The sequence below is a fragment of the Flavobacterium esculini genome (assembly GCF_048284325.1).
Classification (GTDB): domain Bacteria; phylum Bacteroidota; class Bacteroidia; order Flavobacteriales; family Flavobacteriaceae; genus Flavobacterium.
Genome location: NZ_JBLVPI010000001.1, coordinates 70,600 through 88,602, shown reverse-complemented (window position 1 = coordinate 88,602; position 18,003 = coordinate 70,600). Strand labels below are relative to the sequence as shown.

14 protein-coding genes and 1 tRNA gene are annotated in these 18,003 nt (G+C 35.1%); 9 read left to right on the top strand and 6 right to left on the bottom strand.

From position 1 onward, the window contains the following. Nucleotides 1-16: 16 nt before the first annotated feature. From ACNQGG_RS00405 to odhB, 3 genes are all read left to right on the top strand, one after another. Nucleotides 17-2,797: a 2-oxoglutarate dehydrogenase E1 component gene (locus ACNQGG_RS00405; protein ID WP_417960460.1), complete on the top strand. Its 2,781-nt coding sequence runs from the start codon at nucleotides 17-19 to the stop codon at nucleotides 2,795-2,797. 6 nt (nucleotides 2,798-2,803) lie between these two features. Next, entirely contained in the window at nucleotides 2,804-3,385 is a 582-nt protein-coding gene (locus ACNQGG_RS00400; RefSeq protein WP_417960458.1) for a hypothetical protein, read from the top strand. A gap of 81 nt (nucleotides 3,386-3,466) precedes the next feature. Continuing rightward, nucleotides 3,467-4,705, top strand: coding sequence for a 2-oxoglutarate dehydrogenase complex dihydrolipoyllysine-residue succinyltransferase (gene odhB, locus ACNQGG_RS00395; RefSeq protein ID WP_416855614.1), 1,239 nt, complete (start codon nucleotides 3,467-3,469; stop codon nucleotides 4,703-4,705). Between the two features lie 77 nt (nucleotides 4,706-4,782). Here the strand turns inward: odhB and ACNQGG_RS00390 are convergent, their stop codons facing one another. From ACNQGG_RS00390 to ACNQGG_RS00365, 6 genes are all read right to left on the bottom strand, one after another. Further along, nucleotides 4,783-5,550, bottom strand: coding sequence for a hypothetical protein (locus ACNQGG_RS00390; RefSeq protein ID WP_417960456.1), 768 nt, complete (start codon nucleotides 5,548-5,550; stop codon nucleotides 4,783-4,785). A 27-nt stretch (nucleotides 5,551-5,577) separates the two neighbouring features. Beyond that, nucleotides 5,578-6,015: a retropepsin-like aspartic protease gene (locus ACNQGG_RS00385; protein ID WP_417960454.1), complete on the bottom strand. Its 438-nt coding sequence runs from the start codon at nucleotides 6,013-6,015 to the stop codon at nucleotides 5,578-5,580. 78 nt (nucleotides 6,016-6,093) lie between these two features. Next, entirely contained in the window at nucleotides 6,094-8,754 is a 2,661-nt protein-coding gene (locus tag ACNQGG_RS00380; protein WP_417960452.1) for a CHAT domain-containing protein, read from the bottom strand. Nucleotides 8,755-9,118: 364 nt separating this feature from the next. After that, nucleotides 9,119-9,535 (bottom strand): GxxExxY protein, encoded by a 417-nt coding sequence (locus ACNQGG_RS00375; RefSeq protein WP_417960450.1) that lies wholly within the window; start codon nucleotides 9,533-9,535, stop codon nucleotides 9,119-9,121. Between the two features lie 142 nt (nucleotides 9,536-9,677). After that, nucleotides 9,678-11,630: a PKD domain-containing protein gene (locus tag ACNQGG_RS00370; RefSeq protein WP_417960448.1), complete on the bottom strand. Its 1,953-nt coding sequence runs from the start codon at nucleotides 11,628-11,630 to the stop codon at nucleotides 9,678-9,680. Nucleotides 11,631-11,839: 209 nt separating this feature from the next. Then, the gene (locus ACNQGG_RS00365) at nucleotides 11,840-12,817 is read right to left on the bottom strand and encodes a hypothetical protein (protein WP_417960446.1); all 978 of its coding nucleotides are present in this window, start codon (nucleotides 12,815-12,817) and stop codon (nucleotides 11,840-11,842) included. 388 nt (nucleotides 12,818-13,205) lie between these two features. On the opposite strand from ACNQGG_RS00365, the gene ACNQGG_RS00360 reads away from it, so the two are divergent. From ACNQGG_RS00360 to ACNQGG_RS00335, 6 genes are all read left to right on the top strand, one after another. Beyond that, nucleotides 13,206-13,793 carry an RNA polymerase sigma factor gene (locus ACNQGG_RS00360; protein WP_417960444.1) on the top strand — a complete coding sequence of 196 codons (588 nt, stop codon included), beginning with the start codon at nucleotides 13,206-13,208 and terminating at the stop codon, nucleotides 13,791-13,793. Between the two features lie 2 nt (nucleotides 13,794-13,795). Continuing rightward, entirely contained in the window at nucleotides 13,796-14,521 is a 726-nt protein-coding gene (locus tag ACNQGG_RS00355) for a tetratricopeptide repeat protein (RefSeq protein WP_417960443.1), read from the top strand. Nucleotides 14,522-14,671: 150 nt separating this feature from the next. Beyond that, nucleotides 14,672-15,451: a TatD family hydrolase gene (locus ACNQGG_RS00350; RefSeq protein ID WP_417960442.1), complete on the top strand. Its 780-nt coding sequence runs from the start codon at nucleotides 14,672-14,674 to the stop codon at nucleotides 15,449-15,451. Nucleotides 15,452-15,516: 65 nt separating this feature from the next. After that, complete coding sequence (locus tag ACNQGG_RS00345) at nucleotides 15,517-16,653, top strand: 1-acyl-sn-glycerol-3-phosphate acyltransferase (RefSeq protein WP_417960441.1); 1,137 nt, start codon at nucleotides 15,517-15,519, stop codon at nucleotides 16,651-16,653. Further along, nucleotides 16,643-17,671, top strand: coding sequence for an asparaginase (locus tag ACNQGG_RS00340; RefSeq protein ID WP_417960440.1), 1,029 nt, complete (start codon nucleotides 16,643-16,645; stop codon nucleotides 17,669-17,671). Before ACNQGG_RS00345 ends, ACNQGG_RS00340 begins: the two co-directional genes overlap by 11 nt. Before the next feature lie 56 nt (nucleotides 17,672-17,727). Continuing rightward, nucleotides 17,728-17,814, top strand: a tRNA-Ser gene (locus ACNQGG_RS00335). Nucleotides 17,815-18,003 lie beyond the last annotated feature (189 nt).

Here is an 18,003-nt window from a genome sequence, read left to right as displayed (position 1 = left end):
TATATTCACTAGCATTATGGATAGGTTTTCATTTTTAAACGCAGCACACACCGAATTTTTCGCACAATTATACGATCAATATTTAGTAAATCCAGATAGCGTAGAGCCAAGTTGGAGAAGTTTCTTTCAAGGTTTTGACTTTGGAATGACTACTTATAATGATGAGAATCCAGAAACTCCAGTAACCTACATCGCAAATGTTGCTGCTGGGAATATTGAGAGTTCAAATGTATCGGAAAAACTTCAAAAAGAATTTAACGTACTAAAATTGATTGACGGGTACCGTTCTCGTGGACATTTGTTTACAAAAACAAATCCCGTAAGAGAAAGAAGAGCTACTTTGCCTACACTGGACATCGTGAATTTTTCGCTTTCGGCAGCAGATTTAAATACTGTTTTTGATGCGGCAAAGGTTATCGGTATTCAGCCTTGTACACTTCAGGAAATTATAATGCACCTTGAGGCAATCTATTGTCAGCACATTGGGGTCGAGTATATGTATATTCGTAAACCGGAAGTGGTGGACTGGATTCAGAATAAATTGGGGATAAATGATAATCAGCCTAATTTTTCTGCTGAGGAGAAGAAATCCATTCTTGATAAATTAAATGAAGCAGTTTCTTTCGAGAATTTTCTACATACAAAATATGTCGGTCAAAAACGATTTTCACTTGAAGGAGGAGAATCTGTAATTCCAGCTTTGGATGCTTTGATTGAAAAAGCAGCCGAAAAAGGAGTGGAACAATTTGTAATGGGAATGGCTCATAGAGGTCGTTTGAATGTTTTGGCCAATATTTTTGGTAAATCTACCCAAGACATTTTTGGAGAATTTGACGGAAAGGATTACGATCAGGAATATTTTGATGGGGACGTAAAATACCATTTAGGTCTTACAGCTGATAAAGTTACCCGTACAGGAAAAAAGATAAATATTAATTTAGCTCCAAATCCTTCTCACCTTGAAACAGTGGGTGCAGTAATTGAAGGAATTACAAGAGCAAAACAAGATAAATATTTCCCTAATGATTTCTCTAAAGTATTGCCAATCGCCGTTCACGGGGATGCCGCAATTGCTGGTCAGGGAATTCTTTATGAAATAGTGCAAATGGCACAATTGGACGGATATAAAACGGGAGGTACCATTCACATTGTAATCAACAATCAGGTAGGTTTTACAACTAATTATCTGGATGCCCGTTCCTCAACCTATTGCACAGATGTTGCCAAAGTAACCCTTTCGCCAGTATTGCACGTAAATGCAGATGATGCAGAAGCGGTAGTACATGCGATGTCTTTTGCTTTGGATTTCAGAATGGAATTTGGTCGTGATGTATTCATCGATTTATTAGGATATAGAAAATACGGACACAATGAAGGTGACGAACCTCGTTTCACGCAGCCGGTTTTATATAAAATTATTGCAAAACATCAAAATCCTAGAGATATTTATGCTGAAAAGCTATTATCCGAAGGAGTTATTGATGCTACTTATGTAAATGGATTAGAAAAAGAATACAAATCTAATCTTGAAGTAAATCTTGAGGCATCCCGTAAAAAAGACTTGACAATTATTACTCCATTTATGAAAAATGAATGGAAAGGATTTGAACAAGTGACAGATACTCAAATGCTTGAAAACGTAGATACTTCTTATTCTAAAGATGAATTAGATTCTATCATAAAAACAATCTCAAGCTTACCGTCAGATAAGAAGTTCATCAATAAAATAAGTAAAATTGTTACTGATAGAAAAACGGGTTACGACAATAACACTATAGATTGGGGAACTGCAGAGGCATTAGCTTATGGTTCGCTTTTGACAGAAGGTTTTGATATTCGTATTTCAGGTCAAGACGTGGAGCGTGGTACATTCTCTCACCGCCACGCTGTGGTTAAAGTAGAAGATTCTGAGGAAGAAGTAATCTTATTGAATGCTATCGAAAATAAAAAAGGGAAATTCAATATTTTTAATTCTCTTTTATCTGAATATGGTGTTTTAGGTTTTGATTATGGCTACGCTCTTGCAAACCCAAATACACTTACAATATGGGAAGCACAGTTTGGAGATTTCAGTAATGGAGCTCAAATTATGATTGACCAATACATTTCTTGTGGGGAAGATAAATGGAACAATCAAAACGGTATTGTTTTATTATTGCCTCACGGATATGAAGGACAGGGAGCGGAACATTCCTCAGCTAGAATGGAACGTTATTTACAACTTTGCGCCAGACAAAACATGTATGTTGCTGATTGTACAACGCCAGCCAACTTCTTCCACTTGTTGAGAAGACAAATGAAAACCACTTTCCGTAAACCACTTATTGTGTTTACACCAAAAAGTCTATTGCGTGATCCAAGAGTAGTTTCTTCTGTTGAAGACTTTGCAAATGGTAGTTTTCAAGAAACATTTGATGATGTAACAGTAAATAAAGCGGAGGTGAAAACATTAGTTTTCTGTACGGGTAAATTCTATTATGACATTACTGCCGAAAGAGAAAATAACGGTCGTAACGATGTTGCAGTGGTTAGAATCGAACAATTATTCCCATTACCGGTAGAACAATTAAAAGCCATTATCGCTAAATATCCAAACGCCGATGATTATGTTTGGGCACAAGAAGAGCCTAAAAACATGGGAGCTTACAGTTACATGTTGATGAATTTCGATTTAGTAAAATGGAGATTGGCTTCGTTAAAAGCTTATGCAGCACCGGCAGCAGGAAGTTATACAAGAGCGAAACGCCGTCAGGCCGATGCAATACGAATGGTATTCGATAAAAATTTATTTAGATAGTTAATTATGAAAAAAATTATAGTACTATTATTTTTTAATCTGATTTTTGCTTTTTCATATTCCCAAGAATTAAGAAAGCCAAGTGAAGGAAAGTCAATAGTATATTTCACCAGAATATCATCAACAGGATTTTTAATTAATTTTAAATATTTTGATGGAGATAAATATTTAGGAAAGTTTAATCATGGAAAGTTTTTAGCTTACGAATGTGAACCAGGAAAACATTTGTTTTGGTCTAAATCTGAAAATATAGATTATCTTGAAGCTGAACTAGAAGCAGGGAAAGTCTATATAATTGATTCAGAGCCTCAAATGGGTGCTTTTAAGGCTGGAGTGAAATTAGTTCCTTTTGATAATAATCAGAATAATTATAAAAATATTAAAAAGTACGAAAGGAAAAAAGCAAATATTTTAGAAGCTATTTCAGGTGCAAAAGAATACAGTATTAGTGATGATGATTTGGCTGAAGCCAAAAAAGATCAAGAGGATTTAGTGAAACGTTCGATGGAAAAATATACCAAGCGAAAAGCAGATGGAGAAGTTTATACTATATTGCCAGTTAATAATAGTTATATTTCGACCCCATAAACAAAAAAATAATCCAATTATTTTGTTAGTAATAAAGTAATTGTTGTAAAAATTAAAATTCATAATTTAAAATAATAGAACATGATTTTAGAAATGAAAGTCCCATCACCAGGGGAATCTATAAAAGAAGTTGAAATTGCAACTTGGTTGGTAAAAGACGGAGACTATGTAGAGAAAGACCAAGCAATTGCTGAGGTTGATTCTGATAAAGCAACATTAGAATTGCCTGCAGAAGCAAGCGGAATCATTACATTAAAAGCAGAAGAAGGCGATGCTGTAGCAGTAGGAGCAGTAGTTTGTTTAATCGACACTAGTGCTGCAAAACCATCTGGTGCTGCACCAGCGGCAGAAGTTGCAAAAGCAGTTGAAGCGCCAAAAGCTGAAGTTAAAGCAGAAGCGCCAAAAGCGGCTCCGGTAGCGGCAGCTCCAGCAGCAACTTATGCTTCAGGAACTCCATCTCCGGCAGCAAGAAAAATATTAGACGAAAAAAATATAGCACCAGCTTCAGTAACAGGAACTGGAAAAGACGGAAGAATAACTAAAGATGATGCAGTAAATGCAGTTCCATCTATGGGAACACCTACAGGTGGATCTCGTGGAACAGAGCGTACTAAATTATCTATGTTGCGTAGAAAAGTAGCGGAGAGATTAGTTGCCGCTAAAAATGAAACAGCGATGTTGACTACGTTCAACGAGGTAAACATGACGCCTATCAACTTGATCCGTAATGAATACAAAGATGCGTTCAAAGCAAAACATGGTGGAATTGGTTTAGGATATATGTCTTTCTTTACAAAAGCAGTAACCAGAGCATTAAAATTATTCCCAGATGTAAATTCAATGATGGATGGTGATCATAAGATTGCTTTCGATTTTTGCGACATTTCAATTGCGGTTTCAGGACCAAAAGGATTAATGGTTCCTGTAGTTCGTAATGCTGAAAACTTGACATTCCGTGGAGTTGAAGCGGACATTAAAAGATTAGCATTAAAAGCTCGTGACGGGCAAATCACAGTTGATGATATGACTGGGGGAACGTTCACGATTACTAACGGTGGTGTTTTTGGAAGTATGTTGAGTACACCAATTATCAATCCTCCACAATCTGGAATCCTTGGAATGCACAACATTATCGAGCGTCCAATTGCTGTAAACGGTAAAGTGGAAATTCACCCAATGATGTACGTAGCTTTATCGTATGATCACAGAATTATTGATGGACGTGAGTCTGTTGGTTTCTTAGTAGCAGTAAAAGAAGCTTTGGAAAACCCATTAGAATTATTGTTGGATAACAATCCTAAAAAAGCATTAGAATTGTAATACCTATTTTGTCATTCTGACAAGAAGAATCTCTATCCCGTTTAGTTTTACTAAACGGGATTTTTTTATGAATTTTTTTAAATTCCTTTAAACTCCACCACATCAAAAAGAGTATAATTTTGACTTTGCGGAATGTGTTCGCCTATAAATTGTAAGTTCTCGACACTGCAATAGATCTTAAATTTGGTGGTTTTTCCATAACTAAGTTGAACAGTTGCCATAATTGCATCATTGATTTTCCAACTTACGGTATAACGCCCGTTTGAGGTTAGTGTTAATTGTAACGTAAGATTATACCATTGTTCTCTTTTGATCTTCTTTTGAACAGATTGGAATGGATAGCCCTGTGAGGTCATATATACGATAAGATCGTCTGGTTCTGCCGCTAATTGATCTCGGACGGCTTGCTTTCCGTAACCAATCTCAAAATCAAGTTCGTGTGTGTCGTTATTGTATAAAAAAGCTCCAATGCTTGCCATGTCGCCAACACCCATTTCAGGGACAAAAACAGTCCAACGGTATGTTCCTGCGGCAAAACTTGAAATCGTTTTTACTTTTGATCGTTCCCAAGTATTTGGATTGGTAAAAATGCGCAAATTTCCATTTTCAATCCAGTAATTTGGATTGCCAACTTGAGTAGCATCTTCCCATTCCGTTAAATTATTGAAGTTCCAAATTTTTGAAGCGGTAGTATTTGAAATTTTTGAAGCGCTGGTTTTCAAAATACTGGAATTGTTGGAATCTGAATTGGTTATTGTTTCATTTTCGTTTGTTAAGTTATCGGGAGAACAAGAAAATAAAAGTAGTGCCATCAATATCAATAGTTTTTTGAAAATATTTTTCATGTTTCTTTGAGGTTTAAATGACGGTTATTATTGTAAATATAAGCAATAATTAAAATAGTCCACGATCGCTTTTCCTTTCATTAAAACATCGGCACCTATGATTCCATGTACAGGTTTTGATTTGTGTTGGATCAGCGCTTCATTCACATGGGATAAATCGAAAATTACGAGATCAAACGCTACATCTTTCCAGTTGCCCAGTTGAAGAATGTTAGTTGTGGCAATTTGTGTATGCATTCCGGTTGCGCCAGCTCCCGAAGCTTTGGTTTTAGATTTTTTGGCTTCCAATGAAAACAAATCAATACTCTCAAATCCTACACAACTATTTGAAGCTCCTGTGTCAAGAATAAAGTTGCCAAGTACGCCGTTAATCTTTGCTTTTATTAATAAATGCTGTGTTTTGGTAATCTTAAATTTTACTTTTTTGTACTTTTCTTTTTTAAGAATATCGTGGAGGTTTTTCATTTATGCTGAATTTATTTCAGTATCTGGTTTTATGTTAGAGGAAAGGGTCTTTACAAAGATACACGAAGGATTCGTTGTTTAAGGAACTTTGCTAATCTTCTTTTTTACTTTGGAAAATAATTTTTTCAACAGGAAAAATAATCCGAAGCAACCCAAAAACAGCAACAAATAGATTAAGAGACTATTGTTTTTTGGAGTTTCAATTCCGCCGTAAAAAACAAAAGCGCTCCAGTAATAAGGAGATTTTTTGGCGTTTGAAATCGATTTATCTTGTAAGAAACCCAGTTTGGCATTGGCATTGGCTTCAAAATAGGATTCGTCATTTTTTATATTTTTATAAAAATAATCCATAAAAACGGAGGTGCTATAATCATTTACTTTCCATAACGAGAACAACAAATTTTGTGCTCCAGCAAATTGAAAACCTCTGGCAATACTCATGGCCCCTTCGGACTTATAAAGTTTTCCTATCCCCGTTTCACAGGCGCTCAGCACGACCAAATCAGGACTGATTTTTAAGTTGTACAATTCTGAATATAGGATTTCCTGATCGTAAAATTTGATGCTGGCCGGCGTTTCAGTATCACCTGCACTTGCATGTGTGGATAAATGTAAAATGGAATAATTAGGGGCATTCGTTTTGAAATTATTGAATGTTGCGGTTGCGTTTTCAAAAAACTGCCCTCCAAAATCCTTTTTTATGGATTGCATTTCGGCTTTCGAAAAAGCTAATAGATAATCGGTATTTTCAAAAATAGGAAATATCCCTAGAACAGTTTGCTGTCCAGTCGAATGTGGTTTTGCATTCAAATAAAATGTAGCTGAATTGCTATAGGCAATCTTGAAATCATTCAATAAATAATGCATTTTGGCAAAATTACTCGTTGCCGTTTCTTTTGTGATTAAAGCTTCAAACGGAAGAAAATTCAATATGCCATCAGGAACAATAATGAGATTTTTGTTGGTTGTGTTTTTGGGTAGTTTCAGCAAATCAAAAGCAATTTTACCATGAAGGTTGTACCCTTTTACATCATTTATAATGGCATTGGCATCACTAAAATAGTCTAAGAATTGCCATATTTTAACAATGGAATTTGCATTATTACTAAAAGAGTTTAATTTGATTCGTCGGTTTTCCAAAGTAAAATAATACATTTTTTCGGAACCGGAGAAATAGCAAATCATTATGGTTTTGTCTTTTTCCAGTTTTGAAAATAGAGCGTTTAGATCTAAATTTTCAGGAACAGAATTAGCATTTTTGATGTGAATATCTTTTAGCGAAAGCATCAATGAATTTTGCTTTTTGATGGCTTCGTTTATTTTTGAAATATCGGCTAAAGCGCCTTTCTGTTGCTCTTTTGTGATTTCATTATTCCAGTTTTGAAGTTGTTCCAAATGCAGTTTTTCTTCCTTTGTGGCCGTTTTGTTTTGGGCAATGTAGCTTTTTAAAACACCTGATTTTGTTCGTTCGGCTAATTGGAAAGCACTTTCTATATAGTTGCTTTTTTTCTCCTTTTGATAAAGTAAATCATAAATGGCGATGCATTTTTCGGTACGGTTTCTAACTCGGGTTTGGTTGATGATTTTCGAGTTTTCATAAACTAAAAGATTGGCAAATAAATCTTCGATATGGAATGAAAGCGCATAGGCTTCCAATGCTTTTTTGGATTGATTTTGTCTGTGGAAAATTTCGGCTTGTAAATCTAACGCGTCCAGCAAAACGGTTTCAGCGTAAAGTGAATTTTGGTTGGGTAAAATGTTTTTTTTATTGGAATAGTTTGGAATTAAAGTTCTCAAAACATTCGAAATGAATCCACTTGCTTCTGTGTATTTTTTCTGTTCAAATAGCAGTAAAGCATTTTCATAATCGAGTTTTGCTATTTTTCTTGTACCGAAACTTCGGGATTTATTGTTGGTTTCTAAAAAAAGCTTTCTTGCCTTTTCAAAATACGAATTGGCACGTCCATAGTCTTGTTGCTGGCTATAAATCGAGACTAAATTTCGGTAAACGTTAGATAGTGTTTCAGATTGATTTTTTTCTTTTTCTAATAATTTTTTAGACATTTCGAATGCGCTTTGAGCTTTTCGATATGCATCAGGATTTATACTTGTTGCGTGACCGCTAATGATATAATTGGCTCCCAAATTATTGAGTAGAATTCCTTTTTGGGCGTTTGAGAGCTGCTTCGTTTTAATCGTTTTTTCTAATAATTCTATAGCCAATACACTCTTGCCGGAACTTTGGTACACGTTTGACAAATTGAGAATGGCCGCTATTTTTTGTCCCGAAGCTTCGGGAGTTTTTTCTTTTTCTGCAATGAAATAATACTGTTTTATGGTATTTTCGGCATTGTCATAATCGCCTAAAATTGTGTATAAATTACCTAACGGTTTCAGACAATATTCGATAATGTCATAATCCTGAAGTTTGTTTTTCTGAAAGATTTGCCACGCTTTTTCGTAGCTTGAAATTGCTTGATTGGTTCTGCCAAATTGGTTTTGATAGAAAGCAATGTTGCAATTTAAAACCACCATGGCTAGCAGTTCATTCTTAGATTTTGGCTTTGAATTCTTCCAAAATTCTTTTTCTGTTGTGGTAAGATTTTGTAAGTTTTCAGCTGATGGATTAGCTACAAAAGCATCAATTGTATGGTATATTTTGTCTTCTTGGGTGGGTGGTTTCTGTCCGAATATAGTCAGAGTTGTAAAGAATAAAAAGAAGAAAATAGGTTTTGCCATTAAAAAGTTTTTAAACACAAAAGTCATAAAAGAAAAGCAAAAGTCGCAAAAGTTTTGCTAGTTAATAAAATACAGATAAAACTGACACAGGCTTTTGTGTCTTTGGTGTTAAATTTTTTCGCCACAAAAGCATCGACGGCATTGTATATTTTATTTTTTTGGGTAAGTGGTTTCTGTCCGAATATAGTCAGAGTTGTAAAGAGTAAAAGGAAGAAAATAGGTTTTGTCATTAAAAAGGGTTTAAAACACAAAAGTCATAAAAGAAAAGTAAAAGTCACAAAAGTTTTACTAGTTAATATTATCTAAGCTTTTGTGTCTTTTGTGTCTTTTGTGTTAAATTTTTTCGTCACAAAAGGCATTTCTTTTAATCGTCTAAAAGGTTGAAGTATTCATTTACGAATGTTTTTTGTCCTTCGTTATATAAGTTGATACAATGAAAATTATAGAGTATTCCTTTTGGTTTTTTTAAGAGCTTCATATATGTTAATATTTGTGCTTGATGAATTGAAGGGAGGTTATCTTGTGCTTTTAATTCTACTACAATACAATCTTCTACTAATAAATCACATCTGTAATCCGTTTCAAGTTCATTTCCTTTGAAGTTTATTCTCACTTTCAATTCTGATTTGAATGAAATTCCTCTTAACGTTAATTCTGTTTTTATGCATTTATGATAAACACTTTCTAACAATCCAGGGCCTAATTCTTTATGGACTTCTATTGCAGCGCCATTTATTTTATATGTTAAATCCTTTAAATACGTTTTCGTTATTTGCATCATTTTTTCTTTTGTGACTTTTGCTTTTCTTTTATGGTTTTTGTGTTTAAACTAAAACTTCCATATCCTATAAATTGGAATTTTTTAATCATTTTTTCTTTTGTGACTTTTGCTTTTCTTTTATGACTTTTGTGTTTAAACTAACTCAAAACTTCCATATCCCATAAAACTGAAAATAATTAAAATTCTCCTTGAAATTTATTACATATCGGGCGCCCAGACTTGGGCCAATTCTAGCTGCACCAATCGTTAAATCAAAAAGCAAACCTGTTTTTAAATTGGTAAAAGAGTTGGAAACCGCATTAGATTCTTTGGTTGTGCTGATTAAAAATTTATCGGTAGGGCCTTCAAAAGTCTCTATTGTACGGCTTTGTTGCTGTTTTTCCGAAATATTGATGTTCGCTTGCAAACCGGCTCCAACCCCAATATAATTATTGATGTTATAACGAATCAATACCGGGATTTCCCAATTGATATTTTGGTTGCTGGTAGCTTTTGTTGTGCGCTGCAGTTGTCGAACACCATTAGTGGTGGTTACGATTGTCTCTTCAACAGCAATTGAACTGTCAAAGGAATGAATACTGTTTAGGAATTCGGCTTGCCAATAATACCGATAGGATTTGAAAGGCGAAATGGTTGCACCAACAAAATAGCTTTTGGAGTTTTCTAAATCGGGATACAAATTATAACCGGCTTTGGCGCCAATGGAGATTCCCGGTAAGAATCGGGTAGTGGCATAATTGGTAATAATAGGCTCGTTTTTGTCAAAAATTATCGCGGTTCTGCTTTTGGTTTTTATCTTATGAAAGTCTTTGTTGAATTTCATGGAGTATTTCACAAAGCCCTTGGTACTGTCAATTTCTTTTACATTTTTTTGGTTGCTTCCGGGTAAATAAATATTTTTGAAGGTGAAGAATATCTGATTTTGTTTGATAATTGTGTCCAGACAACTCGTTGTGGGTACTTCGCCTTTGGGATAAATAGGGCATTTTGGATACATATCATCAATTTGAAATGTTTTCTTGTCAAACATATCCGGAATATCAGTTTCTAGCCGAATCATTCTGGCTGGGCCTTCGCCATTGTTCTGGAAACGGGTTTTGAAGTTAACTCTCTTGAAACGCACCAATCTGTAATTCAGAAAACTTCCATTAGAACCCATTTTGTTAGGATCGTGCGAAGTGACGATTTGCATTTCCAGATTTTTTATTTTATGGTTTTTGAAGCTTCGGTTGGGAACAAATATGCCTCGCATGGTTACGGTTGCGCTGGTATCTTTGATCATTTCGGGAGTAGTTTTGAACGTGTAAAAAACATTTCGGGTTTCAGTTGCATTACTATCGTCAAATTCCAGAATGGAAACGTTTTTGTATGTTTTATTGGCTTCTAAAAGCGTGGCGTCTAAATCCTCTTCGGTGGTGGTGGTTTTGTATTTTTTGGCTGGAAACAAAGTTTCATTGGAGGCCAAATATGAATTAGAATCATCCAAATCATTTATCGATACAATGGTGTTTTCCTTGATTTCGCGTTCGCCGGCATGCGTTCTAAAATCGACCAATTCGAAGTTGTTGTTTTTGAATTGTTTTTCGTTGTAGAAAAGATACAATTTACCACTGCTCACATAGTTTTCCATGTTTTGATAACTTAAAATAACAACCATTTCCTGCTCTGGAATAGGGTCGCAATTTTTTTGGATAGCGAATCCGTTTTGGTCTTCGATAGAAGCAATGTCTTTGTAAACGTCTTCTGAAACTTCGTTTATCGCTACTTTTTTTGGTCTTGTTGCCGGTGGTTTTCCGTTATCGTAATTATTGGTGACGGTAAGTCGCGCGGTATAGGTTCCTTTGGTTTTATAGACATGTTTAGGTTCCGTTTCTTTGCTGTAATGTCCGTCACCCATTTCCCATAAGTAGGAATAACTGGGTTTTGGTGCGCCGGCGATTGGGATAAGTGGCGGTGTTTCGGGCTTGAAAGTGACTAGATTCCCTTTTTGATTGTAACCAATGTTTGCTCTTCGGGTGATGGTATCTTTTACTTTTGTTTGGGAATAAAGTAGAAAAGAGGTTAGAAATAAGAGGAAAAATAAAGTTGGTTTCATAATCGGGGTGGTTTTAGCCCTGATGGAAACGGCATCCTTTCTTGTCCTGAATTTAGTTCAGGCTCCAGAAGCAAGTTCTGGACAAGAAAGATACAGTATACAGCAGGATTAGCTCCTGAAAAAGCATCAGGATAAATTCAAAAATATTTTTAAATGTAAAAAAAAGTGATGAGCAAATCACCACTTTTTTATTAAATTTATTTTGTAAGCTACTGAATAGCATTGATTGCGGCTACTAATTGGGCTTCGGTACCTAGTGTAGTTTCAGCAAGAGTGAACGTGTACACATCGTTTGCCTGAACGGTAACGGCTTTGATGGCGTATCTCCATTGTCCGTTGTCTTCGGTTGCAAAAATCACGTGACATGCTAATCCTATTGGAATTTGACCGTAATGTTCGCTGAATAATCCGGCTGCAGTGTAGGTGTCTAATTTTGCCAATGCATTTTGTCCTTCGCCATCGTATGATAAATAAATCGCGCTATTAGTGTTGTTATAACCGTCAGGTGCATCAGCAAGAATGGTAGTTCTAGGCCTTGGGTCGCTGTAAAATTTATCTACATTGGTCCATCCAAAGTTTCCAAAAGAAACATAATAGTTGTTTCCTTCTGCTTGTACGCCGCCTTTACCTCCGTTTGTTCCAGCTGCATCTCTGGCATCTTTCCAGGCCAAGTCTCCATTAGCATCTATAATTCCAGTCCAAAATGTCATGGCAGTATCTATACCGTCTGTTAAACTTGCGGGAACCATTAGATTAATGTTACAGGTGGTTGCAAGTTCGACTCCTCCTTGTGTTGCCTTGATAAAGAATTCTCCGCCGGAAATCAGTAAGTTTCTATTTCCATTTCCCATTATTCCCATGGTAGGTTTGTTAGTTACTAACATATTTCCTTTGTCGAATAGTTCTACAAATTGTATGTCAACGGTTCCTGTTACTGGGTTTCCTGCTTTGGTCAAACAATCGCCGTTTATTTTTATTTTTACTCCTTTGGCTGAGGTTAACGTGATTACTCCAGTTCCTGCGGTCATGGTGAAATCTTGTGTTTGTCCCTCTAAAGCCGCTGCTCTGACAGCTGTAAATTCTGCTGCCGATGCCGGTGAAATAGTGGTGTCGTCGCCATCATTACAGCTTACTAATGAAATTGTTGCTAAGAATAATAATCCGATGTTTTTAAAATTTGTTTTCATGATTTCTAATTTTTTAAATTGTTTTTTCTAATTGTTTTTTTAGTAGATACTTTTTGTTTTGTAATTGTTACCCCTCTTTAATCTAAATTTATTTCAGATTCTTTTGGCTTCATTCTTATATCAACTCTCTTGTTATTTTGTTACCCCTTAAATTTTAATTTTTTTCAGAGGTTAGATAATTTCAAGTTGTTTAAAGAACGTTTACATCTTTATATCAACTCTCTTGTTATTTTGTTACCCCTTAATTTTAATTTTTTTTAGAAGTTGGATAATTTCAAGTTGTTTAAAGAACGTTTACATAGCTATATCAAGTTGGTTTTATAATTGTTACCCCTTTAATTTGAATTTATTTCAGATTCTTTTTTACATTAGCCTTAAAATGTTTTTTATGGCTAACAATAATGCGATTCATGCAGACCAAATGTATATAGACGGACTTACCAATAATAATTCGGCAATCATTCAATCTATTTATAAGAAGTTTGTTCCCAAAGTGGTTTCCTATATAAGGAATAATTCCGGTGATGAAGATCAGGCTCTAGATGTGGTACAGGAAATTATGATTTTGCTTTTTAATCAGGCTAAAGCCAATAAATTGCAACTCACCTGCCCGTTTGATGCGTACTTTTTTTTATTGTGTAAAAGGAAATGGTTGAATGAATTGAAAAAAGCATCAAATAAAGAGGTAACAATTGATGAAGATTTTACATCTAATAATGAACCCACAGCCGAGATGGTTACAGAAACCGAAGCATTCGAGGAAAAACAACAGCTTTTTGATGCTATGTTTCAAAAACTGGGCGACAAATGCAAAGAGTTATTAAAATTGAGTTTTACTATTAAGTCAATGGAAGAAGTGGCGGAGAAACTCAATGTGACTTACGGGTATGTCCGCAAGAAAAAATCGTTGTGTACGGGGCAATTGACCCAGTGGATTCAGGAAACGAGTCGTTTTAAATCTTTAAAAATCACCTAGCCATGAACGAGAAACATTATATACTATTCGACCAATATCTTCAGGACGAATTGTCTGCCGAGGATAAAGTAAAGTTCGAGAACCAATTGGCTGAAGATCCGGAATTGGCTTCAGCATTTGACACTTTCAAGGAATTGAATCTTCACCTGGGAAATAAATTTGGGAATGCCGATGCGTTTGGTGCTTTCAAAGAAAATTTACAATCGATTTCTAATAATCATTTTAAAGATTCTAAGCCGAAAGCAAAAGTCATTGCATTCAAGCCTTGGATTTATTTGGTTGCCGCATCAGTTGCTGTTTTGTTTGGGTTGTTTCTTTTTAATCCAAATCCAAATTTTGAAGATTTCAACCAACAGGAGAATGCTTATTTCACTGAAAGAGGCACTGTTGATGCCAATTTGAAACAAGCAGAAACGACTTTCAATGCCAAAAATTATGCAGCCGCTATTCCGTTTTTTGAAGCGGTTCTAAAAGAGAAAAAAACTCCCGAAATTCAATATTTTTATGGAATTTCATTATTGGAATCGAATAAAATTCAAGAAGCCGAATCTGTTTTTAATGAACTGAAAGCGGGAACTTCCATCTATAAAAATAAAGCGATTTGGAGTCTTGCCTTGTCTAAATTAAAACAGAAAGACTATAAATCATGTAAGGAAATCTTGTTGACGATTCCTTCAGATTACGAAGGTTATGATCAAGTTCAGGAATTGCTGAAGGAGTTGGATTAGGTTTTTTGAGTGTAAAAGTCACAAAAGAAGCATTTTTATGAGCACAACAAAAAGATACAAAAGAATTTTCTGGAGTATCTTTTTTTCTTTTGTGACTTTTGTGGGTAAATTTTAAAAAACTTCGCAACTTTGTAACCTTAAACTTTACACTTGGAAACAAAAACAACAATCACCGATACACATACGCATTTATATTCGGAGGAATTCGATCAAGACCGTGGCGAAATGATTCAAAGAGCCATTGATGCCGGAGTTTCCCGGTTTTTTATTCCTGCAATCGATTCTACTTGTACAGAATCGATGTATGATTTAGAGCATAAATATCCAAATAATGTATACTTGATGATGGGTTTGCATCCCACTTATGTAAAAGAGAATTATCTGGAAGAGTTGCAACATGTGGAAGAAGAGTTGGCTAAAAGAAAATTCTATGCTATTGGCGAAATAGGAATTGATCTGTATTGGGATAAAACGCATTTGCCACAGCAACAAATTGCTTTCAGAAGACAGATTCAACTGGCAAAACACTATAAATTACCAATCGTGATTCATTGTCGCGAAGCTTTTGAGGAGATATTCGAAATTCTGGAAGAAGAAAAATCTGAGGATTTGTTTGGGATTTTTCATTGTTTTTCGGGGACTTATGAGCAAGCATTACAAGCGATTTCGTATAATATGAAACTTGGAATTGGCGGAGTGGTTACTTTCAAGAACGGGAAAATCGATCAATTTCTGAATCAAATAGATTTGAAACACATCGTTTTAGAGACGGATTCCCCTTATTTAGCGCCTATCCCTTATAGAGGAAAAAGGAACGAAAGCAGCTATCTTGTTAATGTTGTAAATAAGTTGTCTGAAATTTATGGTCTGACGCCAAATGAAATTGCGACAATAACAACAGATAATTCTAAAGCAATTTTTGGGATTTAAAACAAATTTACTTTATTTTAACTTTTTTTTTGTTCTTTTGCCCAGACAAACATAGAAAACTAACAATGCAGAAATTTGACGCGATTCGGCCATTTTATGACTCCGAAATAAACGAGGCTCTACAAGATGTGATTCATCATCCGATGATGAAGGCATTAATGAATTTTTCTTTTCCAGATGTTGCTGACGAAGTTTGGAAAGAACAGCTCAGAAAAACGCATTCTATTCGTGATTTTCAATGTAATTTTATTTACCACTCCGTTCAGAAAGTATTAGAAAAAAGTTCGGAAGGGTTAACCACTTCAGGGTTCGAAAATTTAGAACCCAATACCTCTTACTTGTTTATTTCGAATCATCGTGATATTCTTTTAGATACCACATTATTAAATTCTGCTTTATTTGAGCATGGATTAGTGATGACAGCTTCTGCAATAGGAGATAATTTAGTAAAGAAATCTTTTCTAAAGACATTAGCAAAATTGAATCGTAATTTTCTGGTACAACGTGGCTTAACGCCAAGAGAAATGTTACAGAGTTCAAAACTGTTGTCAGAATATATAGGTCATCTGTTACTTCATGAAAACCGTTCCGTTTGGATAGCACAGCGCGAAGGAAGAACAAAAGATGGCAATGATGCCACTAATCCGGGTGTTTTGAAAATGTTGGGAATGGCTTCTGATGAAAAGAATTTGATGGATTATTTCAAAAAAATCAAAATCGTACCGGTTTCGATTTCCTATGAATATGATCCAACGGATGCGTTGAAAATGCCTCAATTAATGGCCGAAGCCAATAATGAAGTTTACATTAAAGAAAAAAACGAAGATTTCATGACAATTCTTAGTGGCGCTTTGGGACAAAAGAAAAGGATCCATATTCACATAGGGAAAGTTTTAGACACTGAAATAGACGTACTTGCTACTGAGAATGACAATTGCAATAAACAAATAGTAGCACTGGCACAAGTTATTGATGATGCGGTATTGAGCAACTATAAATTGTGGCCAACGAATTTCATCGCATATGATATTGTAAATAAAACCAATACTTATTCGCATTTATATACTGAAAACGAGAAATCACTTTTTGAGCGTAGATTAGAAATGCGTATTGATCATGATAATCCCATTGCCTTGGAAGGATTCTTAGCGATGTATGCTAATCCGGTTGTGAATAAATTAAAATATCATAATGTTATCTAAAGCCAAAATACTTCTAATTTATACTGGTGGAACCATTGGTATGAGGAAAGATTTTGAAACAGGTGCGCTCAAGGCCTTCAATTTTAGTAAATTATTACAGAGAATCCCGGAATTGAGACAATTGGATTGTGAGATTGAAACGGTTTCTTTCGAAAGCCCCATAGATTCCTCCAATATGAATCCTCAAGAGTGGGCTAAAATTGCTTCAATCATCGAAGAAAATTATGCTGAATTTGATGGATTTGTGGTGCTCCATGGTTCGGACACCATGTCGTATTCGGCATCTGCATTGAGTTTTATGCTCGAAAATTTATCTAAACCAGTCATTTTTACCGGATCACAATTACCTATTGGAGATCTGCGTACGGATGCCAAAGAAAATTTGATTACGGCTATCCAAATCGCTTCTTTACGTGAAAATGGAAAATCGGTTATAAGAGAAGTTTGTCTTTATTTTGAATACAAATTATACCGTGGCAATAGAACGACAAAAATAAATGCAGAACATTTTAAAGCATTTACATCCCCAAATTACCCTTCTTTGGTAGAATCTGGCGTACATTTAAATAGAAATCCCGAATTATTTTTACCGATACCAAGGGTCAGAAAATTAAAGGTTCATAAAACTTTAGATGATAATGTGGTTATCGTAAAAATGTTTCCTGGAATAAACGAAACCGTTCTGTCAGCTATTTTTAATATTCAAAATCTTAAGGGGATTGTCTTAGAAACCTACGGAGCCGGAAATGCTCCTACCGAAGAATGGTTTATAGCACTTTTAAGAAAAGCAATTGAAAAAGGATTGTACATCATCAATGTTACCCAATGTTCTGGAGGAAGTGTTAGCATGGGGCATTATGAAACTAGTACAGGAATGAAAAAAATAGGAGTGATCTCAGGTAAAGACATCACTACCGAAGCGGCAATAACAAAATTAATGTATTTATTAAGCCAAAAAATAGCTCCAAAAGACTTCAAAACTATCTTTGAAACGGCTTTACGGGGAGAAATGGTATAATATTCAGATTTTACTTTTCTAAGTCAGTTTTTTTTGTGTTCTTTGCAAACCAAAATAGAGAGGTGTCCGAGTGGTTGAAGGAGCTAGCCTGGAAAGCTAGTATGTGGGTAACTGCATCGTGGGTTCGAATCCCATCCTCTCTGCAATAAAATTAATGCTTCCTGAAAGGGAAGCATTTTTTGTTTTATAGCGTGACAAATTTTTTGTTGGTCTAAGCCATAAAACAAAAAAGAATCAGGCATGAAATGCTAAGCATTGATTTCTTTGTGAGACGCCTTCAAGGATCAACGAAGTTAATTCCAAGTTACAGCTTAAATATACTTAAATCCATT